Source organism: Erwinia sp. Leaf53 (assembly GCF_001422605.1).
Lineage (GTDB): Bacteria > Pseudomonadota > Gammaproteobacteria > Enterobacterales > Enterobacteriaceae > Erwinia.
The window spans coordinates 97,930-118,144 of the sequence record NZ_LMLK01000027.1 but is presented as its reverse complement, the minus strand read 5'-3'; the positions used below and the strand labels follow the sequence as shown (position 1 = coordinate 118,144).

19 protein-coding genes are annotated in these 20,215 nt (G+C 58.3%); 11 read left to right on the top strand and 8 right to left on the bottom strand.

The genetic code is table 11. The features are described 5' to 3' along the window. Window positions 1–10 precede the first annotated feature (10 nt). The gene (locus ASF13_RS22390; protein WP_056242105.1) at window positions 11–901 is read left to right on the top strand and encodes a D-hexose-6-phosphate mutarotase; all 891 of its coding nucleotides are present in this window, start codon (window positions 11–13) and stop codon (window positions 899–901) included. Window positions 902–1,057: 156 nt separating this feature from the next. Here ASF13_RS22390 and ASF13_RS22385 read toward each other — a convergent pair whose 3' ends face one another. Next, a complete protein-coding gene (locus tag ASF13_RS22385) occupies window positions 1,058–1,783 on the bottom strand; it encodes a MipA/OmpV family protein (RefSeq protein WP_369814412.1) in 726 nt (241 codons plus the stop codon). 560 nt (window positions 1,784–2,343) lie between these two features. Between ASF13_RS22385 and yeaG the strand changes: the two genes are divergently transcribed. The 5 genes from yeaG to ASF13_RS22360 all read left to right on the top strand — a co-directional run bounded on the left by yeaG (window position 2,344) and on the right by ASF13_RS22360 (window position 9,253). After that, the gene (gene yeaG, locus ASF13_RS22380) at window positions 2,344–4,278 is read left to right on the top strand and encodes a protein kinase YeaG (protein ID WP_056242098.1); all 1,935 of its coding nucleotides are present in this window, start codon (window positions 2,344–2,346) and stop codon (window positions 4,276–4,278) included. Between the two features lie 84 nt (window positions 4,279–4,362). Beyond that, window positions 4,363–5,643 (top strand): YeaH/YhbH family protein, encoded by a 1,281-nt coding sequence (locus ASF13_RS22375; RefSeq protein WP_056242095.1) that lies wholly within the window; start codon window positions 4,363–4,365, stop codon window positions 5,641–5,643. Window positions 5,644–5,871: 228 nt separating this feature from the next. Continuing rightward, the gene (locus ASF13_RS22370) at window positions 5,872–7,599 is read left to right on the top strand and encodes a potassium/proton antiporter (protein ID WP_056242093.1); all 1,728 of its coding nucleotides are present in this window, start codon (window positions 5,872–5,874) and stop codon (window positions 7,597–7,599) included. Between the two features lie 77 nt (window positions 7,600–7,676). Further along, window positions 7,677–7,910 carry a DUF1480 family protein gene (locus tag ASF13_RS22365; RefSeq protein ID WP_056242090.1) on the top strand — a complete coding sequence of 78 codons (234 nt, stop codon included), beginning with the start codon at window positions 7,677–7,679 and terminating at the stop codon, window positions 7,908–7,910. 152 nt (window positions 7,911–8,062) lie between these two features. Then, complete coding sequence (locus ASF13_RS22360) at window positions 8,063–9,253, top strand: multidrug effflux MFS transporter (RefSeq protein ID WP_056242088.1); 1,191 nt, start codon at window positions 8,063–8,065, stop codon at window positions 9,251–9,253. A gap of 3 nt (window positions 9,254–9,256) precedes the next feature. On the opposite strand, the gene dadX is transcribed toward ASF13_RS22360, so the two are convergent. Further along, window positions 9,257–10,327 (bottom strand): catabolic alanine racemase DadX, encoded by a 1,071-nt coding sequence (gene dadX, locus ASF13_RS22355; protein WP_056242084.1) that lies wholly within the window; start codon window positions 10,325–10,327, stop codon window positions 9,257–9,259. A 30-nt stretch (window positions 10,328–10,357) separates the two neighbouring features. Continuing rightward, entirely contained in the window at window positions 10,358–11,656 is a 1,299-nt protein-coding gene (locus tag ASF13_RS22350; RefSeq protein WP_056242081.1) for a D-amino acid dehydrogenase, read from the bottom strand. A 522-nt stretch (window positions 11,657–12,178) separates the two neighbouring features. Here ASF13_RS22350 and ASF13_RS22345 point away from each other — a divergent pair. Further along, window positions 12,179–13,717, top strand: coding sequence for a SpoVR family protein (locus tag ASF13_RS22345; protein WP_056242077.1), 1,539 nt, complete (start codon window positions 12,179–12,181; stop codon window positions 13,715–13,717). A gap of 62 nt (window positions 13,718–13,779) precedes the next feature. Here the strand turns inward: ASF13_RS22345 and fadR are convergent, their stop codons facing one another. Then, the gene (fadR, locus tag ASF13_RS22340) at window positions 13,780–14,499 is read right to left on the bottom strand and encodes a fatty acid metabolism transcriptional regulator FadR (RefSeq protein ID WP_056242074.1); all 720 of its coding nucleotides are present in this window, start codon (window positions 14,497–14,499) and stop codon (window positions 13,780–13,782) included. A gap of 311 nt (window positions 14,500–14,810) precedes the next feature. Between fadR and dsbB the strand changes: the two genes are divergently transcribed. Beyond that, window positions 14,811–15,341, top strand: a complete 531-nt coding sequence (dsbB, locus tag ASF13_RS22335) for a disulfide bond formation protein DsbB (RefSeq protein WP_056242072.1) — start codon at window positions 14,811–14,813, stop codon at window positions 15,339–15,341. A gap of 39 nt (window positions 15,342–15,380) precedes the next feature. Here the strand turns inward: dsbB and ASF13_RS22330 are convergent, their stop codons facing one another. From ASF13_RS22330 to ASF13_RS22320, 3 genes are all read right to left on the bottom strand, one after another. Then, complete coding sequence (locus ASF13_RS22330; RefSeq protein ID WP_056242068.1) at window positions 15,381–15,830, bottom strand: YcgN family cysteine cluster protein; 450 nt, start codon at window positions 15,828–15,830, stop codon at window positions 15,381–15,383. Window positions 15,831–15,938: 108 nt separating this feature from the next. Further along, on the bottom strand, window positions 15,939–16,598 hold the full coding sequence (locus ASF13_RS22325; RefSeq protein WP_056242064.1) for a fumarylacetoacetate hydrolase family protein: 660 nt from the start codon (window positions 16,596–16,598) through the stop codon (window positions 15,939–15,941). A gap of 184 nt (window positions 16,599–16,782) precedes the next feature. Beyond that, window positions 16,783–17,061, bottom strand: coding sequence for a YcgL domain-containing protein (locus ASF13_RS22320; RefSeq protein WP_056242060.1), 279 nt, complete (start codon window positions 17,059–17,061; stop codon window positions 16,783–16,785). 157 nt (window positions 17,062–17,218) lie between these two features. On the opposite strand from ASF13_RS22320, the gene minC reads away from it, so the two are divergent. Genes minC through minE form a run of 3 tightly spaced genes read left to right on the top strand, consistent with a single transcriptional unit; the run spans window position 17,219 to window position 19,052 of the window. Next, complete coding sequence (minC, locus tag ASF13_RS22315) at window positions 17,219–17,926, top strand: septum site-determining protein MinC (RefSeq protein ID WP_056242057.1); 708 nt, start codon at window positions 17,219–17,221, stop codon at window positions 17,924–17,926. A gap of 40 nt (window positions 17,927–17,966) precedes the next feature. After that, on the top strand, window positions 17,967–18,779 hold the full coding sequence (gene minD, locus ASF13_RS22310) for a septum site-determining protein MinD (protein ID WP_056242053.1): 813 nt from the start codon (window positions 17,967–17,969) through the stop codon (window positions 18,777–18,779). 3 nt (window positions 18,780–18,782) lie between these two features. Beyond that, a complete protein-coding gene (gene minE / locus ASF13_RS22305) occupies window positions 18,783–19,052 on the top strand; it encodes a cell division topological specificity factor MinE (RefSeq protein WP_056242049.1) in 270 nt (89 codons plus the stop codon). A gap of 51 nt (window positions 19,053–19,103) precedes the next feature. Here the strand turns inward: minE and rnd are convergent, their stop codons facing one another. Beyond that, entirely contained in the window at window positions 19,104–20,213 is a 1,110-nt protein-coding gene (gene rnd, locus ASF13_RS22300) for a ribonuclease D (RefSeq protein WP_056242046.1), read from the bottom strand. Window positions 20,214–20,215 lie beyond the last annotated feature (2 nt).

Sequence of the window (20,215 nt, the reverse complement as noted above, 5' to 3'; positions counted from 1 at the left end):
GAGGATCATCATGAACGAATCCCTTTTTTCACTGCCGGTCATCAATCAGATTAGCCCTTACCTTTCCCAGCGCCAGCTCGGCGAACTGCCGGTGGTGGTGGTCACCCATCCGAAGGTGCGCGCCGCCGTCACCCTACAGGGCGCGCACCTGGTCGCCTGGCAACCCTCCGGCGAACGGCCGGTTATCTGGCTGAGTGAGAAGACCCCGCTGACCGCGGGCAAGGCAATTCGCGGTGGCGTGCCGATCTGCTGGCCATGGTTTGGCCCGGCAGGCGAGCCGGCGCACGGCTTTGCGCGTAATCTGCCCTGGACGCTCTCCGCCCATGATGAAAACGACGAATGTGTGATGCTGACATTCAGCCTGGAAAGCAGCGAGCAGACCAAAAAGCTGTGGCCGCATGACTTTACGCTGCTGGCCCGCTTCCGCCTCGGCGAGCACTGCGAAATTGAACTGGAAGCCCACGGTGACTACCAGGCGACGGCCGCCCTGCACAGCTACTTTGCGGTGGCCGACATCGCCGGCGTCACCGTTAGCGGGCTTGGGCCAGACTATCTGGACAAGGTTAATAACGGCGCGGCGGGCACCGCGACGGACGGCCGTCAGACCTATCCGGGCCGCATTGACCGTGTCTTTACCGCCCCGGCAGACTGCAGCATCATTGACGATGCGCGCGGTGAACGCGTTGTCGAGGTTTATCATCACTATCAAAGTGACGTTGTCACCTGGAACCCCGGCCCGGAACTCTCCTGCAGCATGGGGGATATGGCGAACGAAGGGTATAAAACCATGGTCTGCGTGGAGACCGCGCGCATCTCTGAGCCGCTGCAGAGCGCCGGTGAACAACCCGCCAGGCTGGCGACGACCTTCCGCCTGCGTAAACGTACGGCGGTACAGGGCTAATCGGATGGCTGCACTGCCTCAGATGGCCGGGCACTGAGCCTGGGGTTACGGGTCAGCGTTGAAACGCTGGCCTGTTGAAAAGCCTGTCCTGCTGCAGCAAAAAAAAACAGGGCGCATTAAGCGCCCTGTTTCATGTTGACACGATCTCTCGCCGTATCAGAAGGTGTAGCTGATCCCGGTCCACAGCAGCATCTGGGAACTCTTATCAACCATCGGGCTGTCTTTAATCTCATCGCCCAGGCGCATGTAGCGGCCGGAGACGGTGGCATTCCAGTGCTCGCTGATGCTCCATGCGCCGGTCAGCTCCAGATAGGGGCTCCAGCTGTCATCGGCCTCATAGCGGTTCAGGCCACTACGCTGAGATTCGCCAGACGAGACGCCGTAGTAGTAATCGTTCTGATTTGAACTGTTCCACAGCGCACCGATGCCCGGCGTCAGGCTGAACTGACCGAACTCAAAGCGGTACAGGTAGGTCAAGTCCCAGATGATCCCGTTGCTGTTGTCCAGCATATCGCCGACCAGCGTGGTGCGCACGATACCCCAGTCCGCGCTGTGCCGATAAGCCAGGCCGCCCATCAGCGTCCAGCGGCGCTTGTTCAGCTCGCGCATGTCGCCATCATCAACGTCGTTCGGGTCGAAGTTCTGCGGCGAACCCAGCACCGTCAGCGACAGCTGATTAGTCGGATCTTTCCACAGGTAGTAGCCCGCCTGCAGGCTCTTAAGATAGAAGCTGTCACCGTCGTAGTTGATTACCGGGACCGGATAGTAACGGTCCTGGCCGCTTTTGTACGGGCTTTCGCTGTACAGCAGCGAAGCGCCAAGGGTTAACGGGGCAGCGTGGGCGAAAGAGGACGCCAGGCAGAGCGAAACGGCGCTGCTCAGGACAGAGAGTTTTACGTAGCTCACAAGTAATTCGATCCATAAATAAAAACGACAGACTTAACATTCTAACCAGGAATACGCAGTTGGTAATAAATTTACATCAAATACAGCACTTAGAATCAATTAACCACGCTAATGTCCTGCCGGGATAATTTACCAGGTGATAGTTGCACCCTCCCCTGCGCATTGCCCGATCGCCACAGCGGTAAGCTATGGAATGCGTTAGCTTCTGTGCCATTTTGTGATCGACTCTGGCATACAAGAATTTACCAACCATTGCCGCGGTGGTTATATTCGCATCTTTAAAGCCTGACACCGTCACATTCACCACTCATCTTCTGAATAGTGACATTTTAGCAGTATTTTATGCTAATTCTCGCACAAAATGTGAGCTCCATTCAGATTATGCGTTGCCCGTTAATACTTGATCTTTCGAGGATACACGCTCATAACAATAAGGACCCAGACGCATTTTTGACCTTGATTCGATTGGTTGGCATAACTGAGAAATACAGTTTGACCCTTGTGTTCCCAATGATTCTAACAGGACGGGCATCTCTATGAATATATTCGATCACTATCGTCAGCGCTACGAAGCTGCCAAGGACGAAGAGTTCACACTGCAGGAATATCTTACCATTTGCCGGCAAGATCGCAGTGCTTACGCCAATGCGGCGGAACGACTGTTAATGGCGATTGGTGAGCCAGTGATGGTCGATACTGCCCAGGAGCCGCGTCTTTCCCGTCTGTTTTCCAACCGCGTGATTGCGCGTTATCCGGCGTTTGAAGAGTTCTACGGCATGGAAGAGGCAATTGAACAGATCGTCTCCTACCTCAAACATGCTGCCCAGGGCCTGGAAGAGAAAAAACAGATCCTCTATCTGCTTGGCCCGGTCGGCGGCGGTAAATCCTCGCTGGCAGAACGCCTGAAGTCGCTGATGCAGCGCGTGCCGATCTACGTGCTGAGCGCCGACGGCGAACGAAGCCCGGTTAACGACCATCCTCTGTGCCTGTTTAATCCGCAGGAGGATGCGCAGATTCTGGAAAAAGAGTACAGCGTTCCGCGCCGTTACCTTGGCACCATCATGTCACCGTGGGCCGCTAAACGCCTGCACGACTTCGGCGGCGATATTACCCGCTTCAAAGTAGTGAAGGTCTGGCCGTCAATTCTGGAACAGCTGGCGATTGCCAAAACCGAACCGGGCGATGAAAACAATCAGGATATCTCCGCACTAGTGGGTAAAGTTGACATCCGCAAGCTGGAGAACCACGCGCAGAACGATCCGGACGCCTACGGCTATTCCGGCGCGCTGTGCCGGGCTAACCAGGGGATTATGGAGTTCGTCGAGATGTTTAAAGCGCCGATCAAGGTGCTGCATCCGCTGCTGACCGCCACTCAGGAAGGCAACTATAACGGTACCGAGGGCATCTCCGCCCTGCCGTTTAACGGTATTATCCTTGCGCACTCCAACGAATCGGAGTGGGTGACCTTCCGCAACAACAAGAATAACGAAGCCTTCCTCGACCGCGTCTATATCGTCAAGGTGCCTTACTGCCTGCGCGTGTCTGAAGAGATGAAAATTTACGAGAAGCTGCTGGTCAACAGCGAGCTGACCCATGCACCCTGCGCGCCCGGCACGCTGGAAACGCTGGCCCGCTTCTCAATCCTTTCACGCCTGAAAGAGCCTGAGAACTCCAGCACCTACTCGAAAATGCGCGTGTACGACGGCGAAAGCCTGAAGGATACCGATCCGAAGGCCAAATCATATCAGGAGTATCGCGATTACGCCGGCGTGGATGAAGGGATGAACGGCTTATCCACCCGTTTTGCCTTTAAAATCCTCTCGCGGGTGTTTAACTTCGATCACGCGGAAGTGGCGGCCAACCCGGTGCATCTGTTCTACGTGCTGGAGCAGCAGATCGACCGCGAGCAGTTCCCGCAGGATCAGGCGGAGAAGTATCTGGAACACCTGAAGGGCTACCTGATTCCGAAGTACGCCGAGTTTATCGGCAAGGAGATCCAGACCGCCTACCTGGAGTCGTATTCCGAGTACGGCCAGAACATCTTCGACCGTTACGTCAGCTATGCCGACTTCTGGATCCAGGATCAGGAGTACCGCGACCCGGATACCGGCCAGCTGTTTGACCGCGAAGCGCTGAACGCCGAGCTGGAGAAAATTGAGAAGCCGGCCGGGATCAGTAACCCGAAAGACTTCCGTAATGAGATCGTTAACTTTGTGCTGCGCGCCCGGGCGCACAACAGCGGCCGCAATCCAAACTGGACCAGCTACGAAAAACTGCGCACCGTGATCGAGAAGAAGATGTTTTCCAATACCGAGGAGCTGCTGCCGGTGATCTCGTTTAATGCGAAAACCTCGACCGACGAGCAGAAAAAGCACGATGACTTTGTCGACCGCATGATGGAGAAAGGCTATACGCGTAAACAGGTGCGCCTGCTGTGCGAATGGTATCTGCGGGTAAGAAAATCATCGTAACCGGCGCTATCCTGCACAGGATATGCCTGACAACGGGCCGGGGGTTCACCTCCGGCCCGAGCTGCAACGGTGTTTGGGGGAGCTATGGCCTACTTTATCGACAGGCGACTGAACGGCAAAAACAAAAGCGCGGTTAACCGCCAGCGTTTTTTGCGCCGCTACAAGTCGCAAATTAAACAGTCAATCGCCGGGGCCATTAACAAGCGTTCGGTTACCGACGTTGAGAGCGGCGAGTCCGTCTCGATCCCGATTGAAGACATCAACGAACCGATTTTTCACCAGGGGCGCGGCGGGGAGCGTTACCGCGTGCACCCCGGCAACGACCATTTCGTGCAGAACGATCGCGTAGAGCGGCCACAGGGCGGCGGCGGTGGCGGCGGTGGCGGTCAGGGCCAGGCCGGCAAGGACGGCGAAGGTCAGGATGAATTTGTTTTCCAGATTTCCAAAGATGAGTACCTCGACCTGCTGTTCGAGGACCTGGCGCTGCCGAACCTGAAGCGCAACCAGCATCGTCAGCTTAACGAGTACAAAACCCACCGCGCGGGGTATACCGCCAACGGCGTACCGGCGAATATCAGCGTGGTGCGCTCGCTGCAGAACTCGCTGGCACGGCGTACGGCAATGACCGCCGGCAAGCGACGTCTGCTGCAGGAGCTGGAAGCCGAACTGCAGCTGGCGGAAACCAGCGAGCCGGCGCAGCTGCTGGAAGAGGAGCGGCTGCGCCAGGAGATTGCGGAACTGCGCGCCCGCATTCAGCGGGTGCCGTTTATCGATACCTTTGACCTGCGCTACCGCAACTATGAGAAGCGCCCGGAGCCGTCCAGCCGCGCGGTGATGTTCTGCCTGATGGACGTGTCCGGCTCGATGGATCAGGCCACCAAGGATATGGCCAAACGTTTTTATATCCTGCTCTATCTGTTCCTGAGCCGCACCTACAAGAACGTCGACGTGGTCTATATTCGCCACCATACGCAGGCGAAAGAGGTCGATGAACAGGAGTTTTTCTATTCACAGGAAACCGGAGGCACCATCGTTTCCAGCGCGCTGAAGCTGATGGCGGAGGTGGTAAAAGAGCGCTACGACCCGGCGCAGTGGAATATCTACGCCGCACAGGCCTCTGACGGCGATAACTGGGCGGATGATTCGCCGCTCTGTCATCAGATTCTGGCGAAAGAGATCCTGCCGGTGGTGCGTTACTACAGCTATATCGAAATTACCCGACGTGCGCACCAGACCCTGTGGCGCGAATATGAACATCTGCAGTCAACCTTCGATAATTTTGCCATTCAGCATATACGTGAGCCGGAGGATATCTATCCGGTGTTCCGTGAACTGTTCCGCAAACAGGTGGAAGAGAGCTATTAACCTCCTGCCCTACCGGCGGCTCCCCGCCGCCGGTCCTGTCAGCAATCCGCTGAAAAAAAAGCAAACTTATCCCCTCAGCGGCCGTTTAGCGTGCTTTTTTTAGGTTACCCTGTTGCAGAGTGCCGTTCTCTGCGCTGATTGGGGTAGACTGGCGTTCAGTTTTTGACTTTTTACCCGCACTTAAAACACACTGTTAAAAAATCATATCACTGCCAGGAGTAGCCCCGATTGGAAGCCAGCGCGATTTACAGTTTATTTATCATTGGTTCAGTGCTGGTTGCCGCAAGCATTCTGCTCAGTTCTTTCTCATCCCGCCTCGGCATTCCGATTCTGGTGATCTTCCTTGCGCTGGGCATGCTGGCCGGCGTCGATGGCATCGGCGGCATCGTTTTTGATAACTATCCGGCCGCCTATCTGATCAGTAACCTGGCGCTGGCGGTGATCCTGCTGGACGGCGGCATGCGCACCCAGGCCAGTTCGTTTCGCGTCGCGCTGGGGCCGGCGCTGTCGCTGGCCACCGTCGGCGTGCTGATCACCGCCGGGCTGACCGGGCTGGCGGCGGCCTGGCTGTTTGACCTGAACCTGATCAACGGCTTCCTGGTCGGGGCGATTATCGGCTCTACCGACGCCGCGGCGGTGTTCTCCCTGCTCGGCGGTAAAGGCCTTAACGAGCGCGTCAGCGCCACGCTGGAGATTGAGTCCGGCAGCAATGACCCGATGGCGGTGTTTCTGACCATCACGCTGATTGAGATGATCCAGCAGGGGCAGACCGGACTGAGCTGGATGTTTGTCGTGCACCTGGTGCAGCAGTTTGGCCTCGGCATCGTGCTGGGCATGGGCGGCGGCTGGGGCATTCAGCAGCTGATTAACCGTATTCCTCTCGCCAGCGGCCTCTATCCGCTGCTGGCGGTCAGCGGTGGCATCCTGGTGTTCGCCCTGACCACGGTGATGGAGGGCAGCGGCATTCTGGCGGTTTACCTGTGCGGCTTTGTGCTGGGCAACCGGCCGATCCGCAACCGCCACGGCATTCTGCAGACCTTTGACGGCATGGCCTGGCTGAGCCAGATCGGCATGTTCCTGGTGCTCGGGCTGCTGGTCAATCCGGCCGATCTGTGGAGTATCGCCCTGCCGGCGATGCTGCTGTCGCTGTGGCTGATTCTGGTCGCCCGCCCGCTGTCAATTCTGGTCGGCCTGCTGCCGTTCCGCGGCTTCAATATCCGCGAACGCTTCTTTATCAGCTGGGTGGGGCTGCGCGGCGCGGTACCGATTATCCTGGCGGTATTCCCGATGATGGCGGGCCTGCCGCACGCATCGCTGTTCTTTAATATCGCCTTCTTCGTGGTGCTGGTGTCGCTGATGGTTCAGGGCACCTCGCTCGGCTACGCCGCGCGTAAGGCGCGGGTGATCGTGCCGCCGACCGCCTCGCCGATCTCGCGCGTCGGGCTGGATATCCACCCGGAGAACCCGTGGGAGCAGTTCGTCTACCAGCTGGGTGCCGATAAGTGGTGCGTCGGTGCCGCGCTGCGCGATCTGAAAATGCCGCGCGAAACGCGCATTGCCGCGCTGTTCCGCGACAACCAGCTGCTGCACCCGACCGGTAACACCCGCCTGCGCGAGGGCGACGTGCTCTGCGTGATCGGCCGCGAACGCGACCTGCCGGACCTCGGTAAGCTGTTCAGCGAGTCGCCGCCGCTGGCGATGGACCAGCGCTTCTTCGGCGACTTTATTCTGCAGGCCACCGCGCGTTTGCATGATATCTCCGAAATTTACGGCATCGATCTGGATGAAGAGACCGATACCCAGCAGACGCTGGGGCAGCTGGTGCTGGAGATGATCGGCGGCGCACCGGTGGTCGGGGACCAGGTAGAGTGGAAAAACATGGTCTGGACCGTGGCAGAGAAAGCGGACAATGAAATCGTTAAGATTGGCGTTCGGGTGCAGGAAGATCGGGATTAATCCTGGCTAATTGCCGCCCCTGTGCGGCAATTAGCCACTATGCTTACTGCTGATGTTGTTTAACTGAGGAGTAAAGCATGGGAAATATCGTCAAAATTGGTCGCTATGACGTGGTCGACGCCGAGCTGGACGGGCAGCATTTCAACACCGTCAGCATCCCCTGCCACACCAATCCGGGGCTGTGCGTGCAGCTGGACGGATGGGACGCGCAGACCAGCGTACCGGCGATCGTCGATGGCAAATCCGTCGATCTGGCGCTGGGCCATTACGATACATCGTCCGACCGCTGGATCCTCAATAAACCCGCCTGAAGCCGGCTGATTACCGTTTAACGCCATGAACGGTAATCAGCCCGCCCGTAACGCAGTCAGGTTTACCCTGACTTATTTTCACTTTTTGCTTTTCTTTTCCTGCGCTTAAAACTACCCTGTGCGGCTCGCTTCAAAATGGACACCTGCCTGTTATGCAAAAATTCACGCTGCTGCTGCTCAGCCTGGTGCTGCTTGCACCGCTGGGCATCGATCTCTATCTGCCCACCTTGCCGGAGATCGCCGCCGGGCTGAACACCCCGGTCAGCCTGATCCAGACCACCATCCCGCTGTTTCTGCTGGTGATGGGGCTGGGGCAGATCGTTGCCGGCCCGCTGGTGGATAATCTCGGACGTAAACCGATCGCCCTGATCGGCCTGCTGCTCTACGTCGGCGGCAGCATCCTCGCCGCCACCGCCACCGCCTGGCCGCAGTTCCTCGGCGCGCGCATTATCCAGGGCTGCGCCGTATGCTGTACCGCCGTGGTGGCCTTCAGCGGCGTCCGCGACCGCCTGGACGGTGACGACGCGGCGCGCGCCTACGGTTTTCTCAACGGCGCGCTGAATATCGTGCCGGCGCTGGCCCCGCTGCTTGGAGGTATCCTCGCGGAAGCCTTTGGCTGGCGTGCGAACTTCTGGTTCCTCACCGCCTACGCGGTGGCGATCGGCGTGCTGGTAGTGTTTTTCCTGCCCGAAACCCGCCCGGCCAACACGCAGAAGGTCAGCGGCCTGCCGCTGGGGCAGTACCTGGCGATCCTGCGCCAGCGGCGCTTCCTTGCCTTCGCCTTTGCTAACGCCGGCGCGCTGGGTATGGTGCTGACCTACGTCTCGCTGGCGCCGCACGTGCTGATGACCGAAGGCCGGCTCAGCCCGCTGGCGTTCTCCATCGCCTTCGGCGCCAACGGCTTCTGGATTATGGCCGTCAGCGTGGTGGTCAATAAGGTGATCCGCAAGCTGGGGCGGCCGGTGTGCCTGGCCATCGGCGCGCTGGCGATGCTGCTGGGGTGCGCGATGCTGATCGGCGGCATGCTGCTGTTCCCGGCAAGTCTGCAGAACCACTGGGCGCTGTATATGCTGCCGGTGGCGGTGTCGGTAGCCGGTCTGGCCTTTACCGTCGGCCCGGCTACCAGCTACGCGCTGGAGCCTTACCAGCAGCAGGCCGGTGTGGCCTCGGCGCTGGCCGGGTTTATTCAGATGGCAGGGGGATCGTCGGCGGGTCTGCTGGTGATGGCGCTGCCGCTGGCGGAGAAGAACGCGCTGGCGCTGATGATGCTGCTGGGCGCGCTGCTGGCGTTTTTCGCCTGGCGCACCAGCAAATCAGCGCGCGGTACGATTACCGCGCTCTGATCGTTACTTTACGATAACCGGTACCCGTGGGGCCAGCGCGCACATCAGCTCGTAGCCCACGGTACCGGACGCCGCAGCCACATCGTCTATCTTCACGTTATTGCCCCACAGCTCAACCTTGCTGCCGATACCCGCCTGCGGGCACGGCGTCAGGTCGACAGTGATCATATCCATCGACACCCGGCCGACGACCTGCGTCATCACACCCTCCACGCACACCGGCGTGCCGGTCGGCGACAGGCGCGGATAGCCATCGGCATAACCGCATGCCACCACGCCGATGCGCTGGGCAGAGGCCGCGCGGTAGTGGCCGCCGTAGCCGACTGCGTCGCCTGCGTTCAGCTGCTGCACGCCGATAATCTCGCTGCTTAAGGTCATCACCGGCTGCAGCCCGCTGTCGGCGATGTCCTGCCACTGACCGCTGGGTGACGCGCCATAAAGGATAATGCCGGGGCGCACCCAGTCATGATGGGTGTGTGGGTGCCACAGCGTGGCTGCCGAGTTGGCCAGCGAGCGCGGGCACTGTAATCCTTCTGCCGCCTGCTCAATGCGCTTTAACGGCTCAACGATGCCCTCTGCGGTTTCGGCGGCGGCGAAATGTGCCATCAGCGTCATCTCACCGACGTTGTCCAGCGCGCGCAGCTGCTGCCACGCCTGATGCACCTGCTCAGGCGGGAAGCCAAGGCGGTTCATGCCGCTGTTCACCTTCAGGTAGATATCAATCGGCGCGCTGAGTCGGGCCTCGGCCAGCGCCGCAATCTGCCACGCGCTGTGCACGCTGGTGGTCAGCCGGTAGCGGTCCAGTAGCGCCAGATCCTGTGAATGGAAGAACCCCTCCAGCAGCAGGATCGGTTTTTGCCACCCCAGCTCGCGCAGCAGCACCGCCTCTTCCAGGTTCAGCAGGGCGAAGCCGTCGGTCTCCTGCAGGCTCTGCCAGACGCGTTCGATACCGTGACCGTAAGCGTTGGCCTTCACCACCGACCACAGGCGCGAACCCGCGGCCGCGCGGCGGGCGACCGCCAGGTTATGCCGCAACGCGGCGCTGTCAATCGTTGCGACAATCGGGCGTGACATAGTAACTCCTTGTACCAGCAATACGATAAGTTAACGCACAGGCGCGCTGTGCAGGGGGCGAACGGCCGGGGTATAGCCGGGCAGATAGCGCATCACCGACAGGTCGTCGGCGGCAATATCCGGTGTTTTACCGGAGATCAGGTCCGCCAGCAGCTGGCCGGATCCGCAGGCCATCGTCCAGCCCAGAGTACCATGACCGGTATTAAGGAACAGGTTTTTCAATGGGGTACGACCGACAATCGGCGTACCATCCGGCGTCATCGGGCGCAGCCCGCTCCAGAACGTAGCCTGTTCAATATGCCCGCCCTGCGGATAGAGATCGCGCACCACCATCTCCAGCGTGGCGCGGCGTGCCGGCAGCAGCTGGCTGTTAAACCCGACGATTTCGGCCATGCCGCCGACGCGGATGCGGTTATCAAAACGGGTAATCGCCACTTTATAGGTTTCATCCAGCACCGTAGAGACCGGCGCGGCCTGCTCATCGCGGATTGGAATGGTCAGCGAGTAGCCCTTCAGCGGATAGACCGGCACCTTCACCAGATTGTCCAGCAGCCCGGTGGAAAACGACCCCAGCGCCACCACGTAGCTGTCGGCGGTGATAATCTCATCGCCGCACTTCACCCCGCAGATCTGATTGCCCTCCTGCAGCAGCGCGTCGATGCTCAGGTTGTAGCGGAAGGTGACGCCGGCCTCCGCCGCCATCGCCGCCAGCCGTTGGGTGAACAGCTGGCAGTCCCCTGTTTCATCGTTGGGCAGGCGCAGACCGCCGGTCAGCTTGTGCGCGGTCGCCGCCAGCGCCGGCTCGACGCTGGCCAGCCCGGCGGCCTCCAGAAGCTGATAAGGCACCCCCGCCTCTTTCAGCACCGCAATATCCTTGCTGGCGCTAAGGAACTGCTGCTCGGTGCGGAACAGCTGCAGGGTGCCGCCCTGGCGGCCTTCATAGGCGATTCCGGTCTGCTCGCGCAACGTTTTCAGGCAGTCACGACTGTACTCAGCGATACGAACCATACGGGCTTTGTTCTGCTGATAGTGGCGCATATCGCAGTTGCGCAGCATCTGCCACATCCACTGCAGCTGGAAGCGGCTGCCGTCGAGGCGGATCGCCAGCGGCGCGTGGCGCTGGAACATCCACTTCACCGCTTTCAGCGGCACGCCGGGCGCGGCCCAGGGGGCGGCATAGCCGGGAGAGATCTGTCCGGCGTTGCCCGCGCTGGTTTCCAGCGCCGCACCCGACTGGCGATCGATAACCGTGACCTGATGGCCGGCCTGGGCCAGATACCAGGCGCTGGCCACGCCAACCACTCCACTCCCAAGGATGACAATACGCATAGCGACTCCGCATAACAGGTTGAAAGGGTATTTCACTGCAACCTGGCCTGATTGGCGGTGTAAAACACCAATGACCACCCACAGACCACCGCAGTAAATTTCACATATTTTTCACAGTTTCAGTGAAAAAAAACAAGATACCCCACACAATTAAGTCAAAAATCCTGCTTTACCGGCCTTATCAGCATCAGAAAGCCATTTTCAGGACAAAAAAACCCAATTTCAGCAGAAAGTTATTGCACCATAGTTTGCGCTTATATACAGAACTTTATTCTGAAAATGACCATCAAAATCAGCTTTCACATTATGTTGCGGTCTTTTTTATAACGACTCTGTATTTTCTGCCAAATATTTCATTTGTTTTCAGCACAGGGATAAGAGACAGTGAACTATCATTGAGAAGACTGGCTTTAATTCCAGACCCGCCACGCGTGTTTTCACGCCAGCGCGTTGCCATGAAAACGGACGTTTTGCCGCTACGTGAAGTACCGCAGATACCGGTTTTATAAAAAGGGGTGCGCTATGACCATGATCTTTGACCAGCCAACCACGACCCGCCAACGCCTCAGTGACGGTCCCGACTGGACCTTCGACCTGCTGGACGTCTATTTGAAAGAGATCGACCGGGTAGCGAAATCTTACCGCCTGGACACCTACCCCCATCAGATTGAGGTGATCACCTCCGAGCAGATGATGGATGCCTACTCGAGCGTCGGCATGCCGATCAACTACGCCCACTGGTCGTTTGGTAAAAAGTTTATCGAAACCGAACAGCGTTATAAGCACGGGCAACAGGGGCTGGCCTATGAGATCGTCATCAACTCTAACCCCTGCATCGCCTACCTGATGGAAGAAAACACCATCACCATGCAGGCGCTGGTGATGGCGCACGCCTGTTATGGCCATAACTCCTTCTTCAAAAATAACTATCTGTTCCGCAGCTGGACGGACGCCAGCTCGATCGTCGATTATCTGATTTTTGCCCGTAACTACATCAGCGAATGTGAGGAGCGCTACGGCCAGGAACAGGTGGAACGCCTGCTGGACTCCTGCCACGCGCTGATGAACTACGGCGTCGACCGTTATAAACGCCCGCAAAAAATCTCCCTGCAGGAGGAGAAAGCGCGGCAGAAAAGCCGTGAGGAATATCTGCAGAGCCAGGTGAATATGCTGTGGCGCACCCTGCCGCGGCGCGAGCGCGAAGAGGCACAGTTTGCTGCCGCGCGCTATCCGGCCGAGCCGCAGGAGAACCTGCTGTACTTTATGGAGAAAAACGCCCCGCTGCTCGAACCCTGGCAGCGTGAGTGCCTACGCATCGTCAGAAAGGTCAGCCAGTATTTTTACCCGCAGAAGCAGACCCAGGTGATGAACGAAGGCTGGGCCACCTTCTGGCACTACACTATCCTCAACCATCTCTATGACGAGGGCAAAGTGTCCGAACGCTTTATGCTGGAGTTTCTGCACAGCCACACCAACGTGGTGTTTCAGCCGCCGTATAACAGCCAGTGGTATAACGGCATTAACCCCTACGCGCTCGGCTTTGCCATGTTCCAGGATATTAAGCGCATCTGTCAGGAGCCTACCGAGGAGGACCGTTACTGGTTCCCGGACATTGCCGGTAAGGACTGGCTGGAGACGCTGCACTTTGCGATGCGCGAGTTTAAGGATGAGAGCTTTATCAGCCAGTTCCTGTCGCCAAAGGTGATGCGTGACCTGCGCCTGTTTACGGTGATGGACGATGACCGCAATAACTACCTGGAGATCGCGGCGATCCACGACGAGGCCGGCTACCGCGCCATCCGCCAGCAGCTGTCGGCGCAGTACAATCTGAGCAATCTGGAGCCGAATATTCAGGTATGGGACGTCGATCTGCGCGGCGATCGTTCGCTGACGCTGCGCTACGTGCCGCACAACCGCGCGCCGCTGGACAAAAGCCGCCGTGAAGTGTTGAAACACGTCCACCGCCTGTGGGGGTTTGACGTGCACCTGGAGCAGCAGAATGAAGATGGCGGTACCGAACTGCTCGACCGCTGCCCGCCGCGGCCGGGTGTCCCGCTGTAACGCAGCCCGCATGAAAAAAGCCGGTCAGCTTACGCTGACCGGCTTTTTACTGGGCGTTCCGCTTAGCGGCGCGGCGGCGGCAGATCGGTCGGCATGTTGACCTGCATGGCGTGCCAGATCTCACCGCTGCGGCGGCCGTAGTCACGCACGCTGTCCACCACCTGTTCATAGTCACCGCTCTGGCAGTAGCCGAGCAGCTGCTGATAGAAATCTCGCGCCAGCTGCCGGGCTTCCGGATTGGAGAAGTAGTGGCGCCCGACGCGGGTATACAACCCCTTCAGTCCGTTGAGGATTAGCCCGTAAATAGGGTTGCCTGACGCGAAGGCCAGCCCACGGAAGATGTTGTAATCAAGTTCGGTGTAGGCTTCGGCGTGATCGTCCGCCAGTGCTGCCGTCTCCAGCACCTCACGCGCTTTATCCGGGTGGTTGTGAATCGCACGACGGATAAAGATCGACGAAATATTGGTGCGAACGGAGAGCAGGTTGTCAATTAACTGCGGCACGCTGTCGTGGTCAAGCCGCGCCAGAGTTTCCAGAATATTCAGGCCGGAGGTTTCCCAGAAGTTGTTCACTTTGGTTGGTTTGCCGTGCTGAATTGTCAGCCAGCCGTCACGCGCCAGGCGCTGCAGCACTTCACGCAGCGTGGTACGTGTTACCCCAATCAGCTCAGAGAGTTCGCGTTCGGCGGGAAGAATAGAACCTGGCGGGAAACGGCTGTTCCAGATACTTTCAATAATGTACTCTTCAGCGAAACCCGCAGGGCTCTGCGCCTTAATAACCATAGCGTTTTGTTTCCGGCTACAAAATTTCAGCTCATCATAGCAGACCCCCCCTGCAACACCTAGTTAGCCACTACGTAAAAAGGCGATCCCCTGCAAAAAAAAGCAACGCGGTTTCACCTGTTTACCGCCCAAACGGGTCCGGTTAGCGGGGTCGCCAGCGGCTGAACCGCCCACGTGCGCTGCAGGCAACGTTTTTTAAACCGAAGTTTAATTCAGGTCATCCTGATGCTTAAAATTTAGGGTGCCGAGGCTCTCATCGCCGGCGTTTTGGTTTACACTGCCGGTTCAACGCTTACTACATGGACAGACTTATGTTGAGATATTTGAATCGCTGCTCGTACGGCCGGGGCGCCTGGCTGTTGATGGCGTTTACGGCTTTTTTACTTGAAATGGTTGCGCTGTACTTTCAACACGTGATGGGGCTAAAACCGTGCGTAATGTGTATTTATGAGCGCTGCGCGCTGTTTGGTGTGATGGGTGCCGGCATCGTCGGGGCCGTTGCGCCAAAAACGCCGCTGCGCTGGGTAGCGATTGCGGTCTGGCTTTACAGTGCCTGGGAAGGGGTGCGTCTCTCCTGGGAACATACCATGATGCAGCTTCACCCTTCTCCGTTTGTCACCTGTGATTTTGCCGCGCGCTTCCCGTCCTGGCTGCCGCTGGACAAGTGGCTGCCGTCGGTGTTTGTTGCCAGCGGCGACTGTGCTGAAAAAGGCTGGACCTTCCTGACGCTGAGCATGCCACAGTGGATGGTGGGCATTTTTGCCGCCTACCTGCTGGCCGGCGTGCTGGTGCTGATTGCCCAGGCCTTCCGGCCGAAACGCCGCGATCTGTTCAACCGCTGATACCGTCTGAGCCAGTGCGCTGGCTCAGATCTCCCCTAATTATTTGCCGTACCAGCGCGGGCGGTTAATGATGTGCTCTTCCCAGTCCACCACTTCACTCTCATGCACCGCAATATGGCGCACCGAAATGCGCGCCGCATGCATCGCCGCGCGCGAACCGTGGCGCAGCGGGTGCCACGCCGGCAGCGTCTTGCCCTCTGCCAGCACACGATAGGCGCAGCTGGGCGGCAGCCAGGCGAAGGTCGGCAGATTATCCCGCGTCAGTTTGATACAGTCCTCTTCCAGCTCAAAACGCCGCTCGTAGTTACGGCACTGGCAGGTTTTAATATTGAGCTGGTTACAGGCGACGTTGGTGAAATAGATTTCATCGGTGTCCGCATCCTGCAGCTTGTTCAGGCAGCACTGGCCACAGCCGTCACACAAGGACTCCCACTCTTCGTCGCTCATTTGTTCCAGCGTTTTACGCTGCCAGAAAGGGGTATCAGTCATGTTGGGATCCGCTTAAGTGTAAAAAACCCGACTCTTATAGAGGGTTTGGCGGTCGGATGCAAGGGCGGGGTTTCAGGCTGCCGCAAGGGCGGCAGCACCATGGCAGGGTTACAGTACGCGGGTAGTGAGGCTGCGGCCTCCCAGCGATACCTCCAGACGGTCACCGGACACCATCGGCCCGACGCCCTCCGGCGTGCCGGTCAGGATTACGTCCCCGGCGCGCAGGGTAAAGAACTGGCTCATATAGGCAATCAGCGGCAGGATGCGGTGGATCATATCCGCGGTGCTGCCCTGCTGACGGAGCTCGCCGTTGACGACCAGCTGCAGTTCGACGTTCTGCGGGTCATGGTCAAATTCAGCGACGGGGATAAAACCGGAGATCGGGCAGGAGTTGTCAAAGGCCTTGGCTTTTTCCCACGGCTGGCCGGCTTTTTTACACCCCGCCTGCACGTCACGCAGCGTCAGATCCAGCGCCACGCCGTAACCGGCAATCGCCTGCGCCACGTGTGCTTCCGTCGCCTGCTTCAGCGTTGCGCCGATCAGCACCGCCAGCTCGACTTCATGGTGCACCGCACCGAGGTTAGCCGGAATCGACAGCGGCTGTTTGATGTCGCACAGCGCCGTTTCCGGCTTGATAAACAGCACCGGCTCGGTCGGGGTGACGCTGCCCATCTCTTTAATGTGTCTGGCATAGTTGCTTCCGACGCAGACCACCTTGCTCACCGGATAATCCAACAACGCGCCCTGCCAGTTGTGATGCTGATACATACTGTTCCCCTGCATGATGCGCGAGCGGTCAGCCTTGGCGACGACCATCGCGCGTTAAGTGTGCGGCCGCACCGGCGATGTGCCGATACCCTGAACAAAATAATAAGCCCGATTGCCCGGTGCCGGGCGACAGAAATTGTTTTAAAGCGTAAATGAGCAGCGGACAGCAGGCTGCAAATGAACGTTATTTAACGCCATCCTCATTTTTCAGATGGCTCTTAAGCAGGCTTTCAATCGGCGGTGGGATTTGTAAATAAAAACCCTCATCGCGTAATGCGGTTTTAACCTTATCAATATCTGCGCTAACCAGCTTGCGGCTGCCGTCCAGCGGCAACAGCATCGCCAGCTGCGGCTTACCGAACCCCTGCATCAGCGCCTCAGGCACCCGCGAGAAATCGTCCTTTTTTTCGACATAAAGATAAGTCTGGTCGCGCTTTGGACTTCTGTAGATCACACAAAACATATTTTTTACTCGAATTAACCTGGAAGGTGACTTGCCTGAATATTACAGTAACTATAACATGCTTGCAGACCTTCGGAATATTGTCCTGCCATGATTAGCTGGCACAACGTGCCGCCGATTAAGTAAGGATGAGAAATAACAGGACTGAGCGGGACAGATGTCACAATCGCCAATCGAGTTTAAAGGCAGCAGTTTCACGCTGTCAGTCGTTCATTTGCACCACACCGATCCTGAAACCGTGCGCAGAGCGCTGGCGGCGAAGGTGAGTCAGGCACCGGCGTTTCTGAAAAATGCGCCGGTTGTGGTCAACGTCTCTGCGCTGCCAAACAACATTAACTGGCGGCTGATGCAGCAGGCGATCCTGTCTACCGGGTTGCACATTGTCGGCATCAGCGGCTGTAAAGATGAACAGCTGAAGCGCATCATTGCCCGTTCCGGGCTGCCGGTGTTGAGCGAAGGCAAGGAGCAGAAGCCGGAGCCGGCCCCTGAACCTGCGCCTGCACCGGTCGCGGTGCCTGAACCGGTTGAAGAGAGCGCCCGTACCCGGGTGATCGCTACCCCTGTCCGTTCCGGGCAACAAATCTATGCCAAAAACTGTGACCTGATCGTCACCAATAACGTGAGTGCCGGCGCAGAGCTGATTGCGGATGGCAATATTCATATTTACGGCATGATGCGCGGCAGGGCCCTGGCCGGTGCCGGCGGTGATAAAAATTGCCAGATTTTTTGTACCCACCTGTCAGCCGAGCTGGTCTCTATCGCCGGTGAATACTGGATTATGGATCAAATTCCGGCTGAGTTTTTTGGGAAAGCGTCCCGTCTGCGTCTTGCAGACGGCGCATTGACTATACAGACACTGAACTGAGCAAGGCTCACTCTTTTCTTTTCTTAAGGAAAATCATTTTATGGCACGCATTATTGTTGTTACATCTGGTAAAGGAGGCGTCGGTAAAACCACCTCCAGCGCGGCCATCGCTACCGGTTTAGCGCAGAAAGGTAAAAAGACCGTGGTGATCGATTTCGACATTGGTCTGCGCAACCTGGATCTGATCATGGGCTGCGAGCGGCGCGTGGTGTATGACTTTGTTAACGTAATTCAGGGTGATGCCACGCTGAACCAGGCGTTAATTAAAGACAAACGTACCGAAAACCTGTTTATCCTGCCGGCGTCGCAAACCCGTGATAAAGACGCGTTGACCCGCGACGGCGTGGAGAAGGTGCTGGACGATCTCGGCAAGATGGACTTTGATTTTATCGTCTGTGACTCGCCGGCCGGCATCGAAACCGGTGCGCTGATGGCGCTCTATTTCGCCGACGAAGCCATTATCACCACCAACCCGGAAGTCTCTTCGGTACGCGATTCGGACCGTATTCTGGGGATCCTTTCGTCAAAATCCCGCCGGGCCGAAAACAGCCAGGACCCGATTAAAGAGCACCTGCTGCTGACCCGCTACAATCCGGGCCGCGTCAGCCGTGGTGATATGCTGAGCATGGAAGACGTGCTGGAAATTCTGCGCATCCCGCTGGCCGGCGTTATTCCGGAAGACCAGTCCGTGCTGCGCGCCTCCAACCAGGGTGAACCGGTGATCCTTGATGCCGAGTCTGATGCCGGCAAAGCCTATGCCGATACCGTTGCCCGCCTGCTCGGAGAAGAACGTCCCTTCCGCTTCATTGAAGAAGAGAAGAAGGGTTTCCTGAAACGCCTGTTTGGGGGATAAACCATGGCCTTACTCGATTTCTTTTTATCCCGAAAAAAGAACACAGCCAACATAGCCAAGGAACGGCTGCAGATCATCGTTGCAGAACGCAGGAGGGGCGACAGTGAGCCCCACTATCTGCCGCAGCTGAAGAAAGATCTGTTGGAGGTGATCTGCCGTTACGTGAAGATTGACCCGGAGATGCTGAGCGTGAAGCTGGATCAAAAAGAGGATGATATTTCGATTCTCGAGCTGAACGTCACCTTACCGGAAGCGGAAGACGCCCCGAAATGACCGACGGCTGCTCATGATATTCCCCTGCTGTCAGGCAGGGGAATATCGCGTTTAACCCGCCGCCAGCAGGCGGTTGATCTCCGGCTCCAGCAGCGCCCCGCGCCAGCCATCCACCAGCTCCGGCTTATGCTCCTGCGGTTTTAACTTCCAGTACCAGCTCAGCAGCTGATTGATCTGACGGCGTGACGCCAGCAGCTCAGGGCTGACGCCGTGCTTTTCTGCCGTCTCGGCCACCAGCGCCTTCAGCGCCTTAAATATCTGTTTGTACTGCGGCTGATCGATCAGATTTACCAGCGGAGCCGGCAGCGCCTCTTCCGGCAGGGCCTCCGCCTGAGCCACCAGCGCCAGCAGCGCGCGACCGTGGAAGCGGATCTCCTGCCCCGGTACGCCCAGGTGCTCCAGTTCACCGAGCGAACCCGGCAGATAGCGCGCTACCTTCCACAGGTTCTCTTCGCGCACCACAAAATTAACCGCCATATCTTTTTCACGTGCCAGGTTCAGCCGCCAGGCTCCCAGCAGACGCAGTGCCGCCAGCTGACGCGGACGCAGCTGCCATGCATTGGTCATTTCACGCCAGGCTTCCTGCGGATCGAGCTGGGCGGTGCGGCGCTGACACAGCAGGCGGCACTCATCCAGCGCGGCGGCCATCTGGCCGGCGGCCTCGGTTTCCGCCATCAGCTTGTGGGCAACCGGCAGCAGATAGAAGACGTCCGCCGCCGCGTAGACGCACTGTTTTTCGGTCAGCGGGCGCGCCAGCCAGTCGGTACGCGACTCGCTCTTGTCCAGCGCGATGCCGGTAAAAGACTCGACGATGGTGGCAAAGCCGCAGCTGAGCGGACGTCCGCTGAACGCCGCGAGGATCTGGGTGTCGATCATCGGCTGCGGCAGCACGCCAAACTGGTGCAGAAACACCTCAAGATCTTCGCTACCGGCGTGCAGAAACTTGGTTACCCCGGCGTCCAGCAGCAGGTCGCGGAACGGCGTCCAGTCACCGATGGTGAGCGGGTCAATCAGCGAGATGGTTTCGCCGTCAAATAGCTGGATCAAGCCAAGGCGGGGATAGTAGGTACGGGTACGGACAAATTCGGTATCCAGCGCCAGCGCGGGTACCTGACGGGCACGCAGGCAGACTTCGGCCAGCGCGTCATCGGTGGTGATCATGG

What these genes read in the sequence shown, in the direction of transcription:
- ASF13_RS22390 (WP_056242105.1), top strand. Translation starts at nt 11, where the DNA reads ATGAACGAATCCCTTTTTTCACTGCCGGTCATCAATCAGATTAGCCCT.
- yeaG (WP_056242098.1), top strand. Translation starts at nt 2,344, where the DNA reads ATGAATATATTCGATCACTATCGTCAGCGCTACGAAGCTGCCAAGGAC.
- ASF13_RS22375 (WP_056242095.1), top strand. Translation starts at nt 4,363, where the DNA reads ATGGCCTACTTTATCGACAGGCGACTGAACGGCAAAAACAAAAGCGCG.
- ASF13_RS22365 (WP_056242090.1), top strand. Translation starts at nt 7,677, where the DNA reads ATGGGAAATATCGTCAAAATTGGTCGCTATGACGTGGTCGACGCCGAG.
- ASF13_RS22360 (WP_056242088.1), top strand. Translation starts at nt 8,063, where the DNA reads ATGCAAAAATTCACGCTGCTGCTGCTCAGCCTGGTGCTGCTTGCACCG.
- dadX (WP_056242084.1), bottom strand. Translation starts at nt 10,327, where the DNA reads ATGTCACGCCCGATTGTCGCAACGATTGACAGCGCCGCGTTGCGGCAT.
- ASF13_RS22350 (WP_056242081.1), bottom strand. Translation starts at nt 11,656, where the DNA reads ATGCGTATTGTCATCCTTGGGAGTGGAGTGGTTGGCGTGGCCAGCGCC.
- ASF13_RS22345 (WP_056242077.1), top strand. Translation starts at nt 12,179, where the DNA reads ATGACCATGATCTTTGACCAGCCAACCACGACCCGCCAACGCCTCAGT.
- fadR (WP_056242074.1), bottom strand. Translation starts at nt 14,499, where the DNA reads ATGGTTATTAAGGCGCAGAGCCCTGCGGGTTTCGCTGAAGAGTACATT.
- dsbB (WP_056242072.1), top strand. Translation starts at nt 14,811, where the DNA reads ATGTTGAGATATTTGAATCGCTGCTCGTACGGCCGGGGCGCCTGGCTG.
- ASF13_RS22330 (WP_056242068.1), bottom strand. Translation starts at nt 15,830, where the DNA reads ATGACTGATACCCCTTTCTGGCAGCGTAAAACGCTGGAACAAATGAGC.
- ASF13_RS22325 (WP_056242064.1), bottom strand. Translation starts at nt 16,598, where the DNA reads ATGTATCAGCATCACAACTGGCAGGGCGCGTTGTTGGATTATCCGGTG.
- ASF13_RS22320 (WP_056242060.1), bottom strand. Translation starts at nt 17,061, where the DNA reads ATGTTTTGTGTGATCTACAGAAGTCCAAAGCGCGACCAGACTTATCTT.
- minC (WP_056242057.1), top strand. Translation starts at nt 17,219, where the DNA reads ATGTCACAATCGCCAATCGAGTTTAAAGGCAGCAGTTTCACGCTGTCA.
- minD (WP_056242053.1), top strand. Translation starts at nt 17,967, where the DNA reads ATGGCACGCATTATTGTTGTTACATCTGGTAAAGGAGGCGTCGGTAAA.
- minE (WP_056242049.1), top strand. Translation starts at nt 18,783, where the DNA reads ATGGCCTTACTCGATTTCTTTTTATCCCGAAAAAAGAACACAGCCAAC.
- rnd (WP_056242046.1), bottom strand. Translation starts at nt 20,213, where the DNA reads ATGATCACCACCGATGACGCGCTGGCCGAAGTCTGCCTGCGTGCCCGT.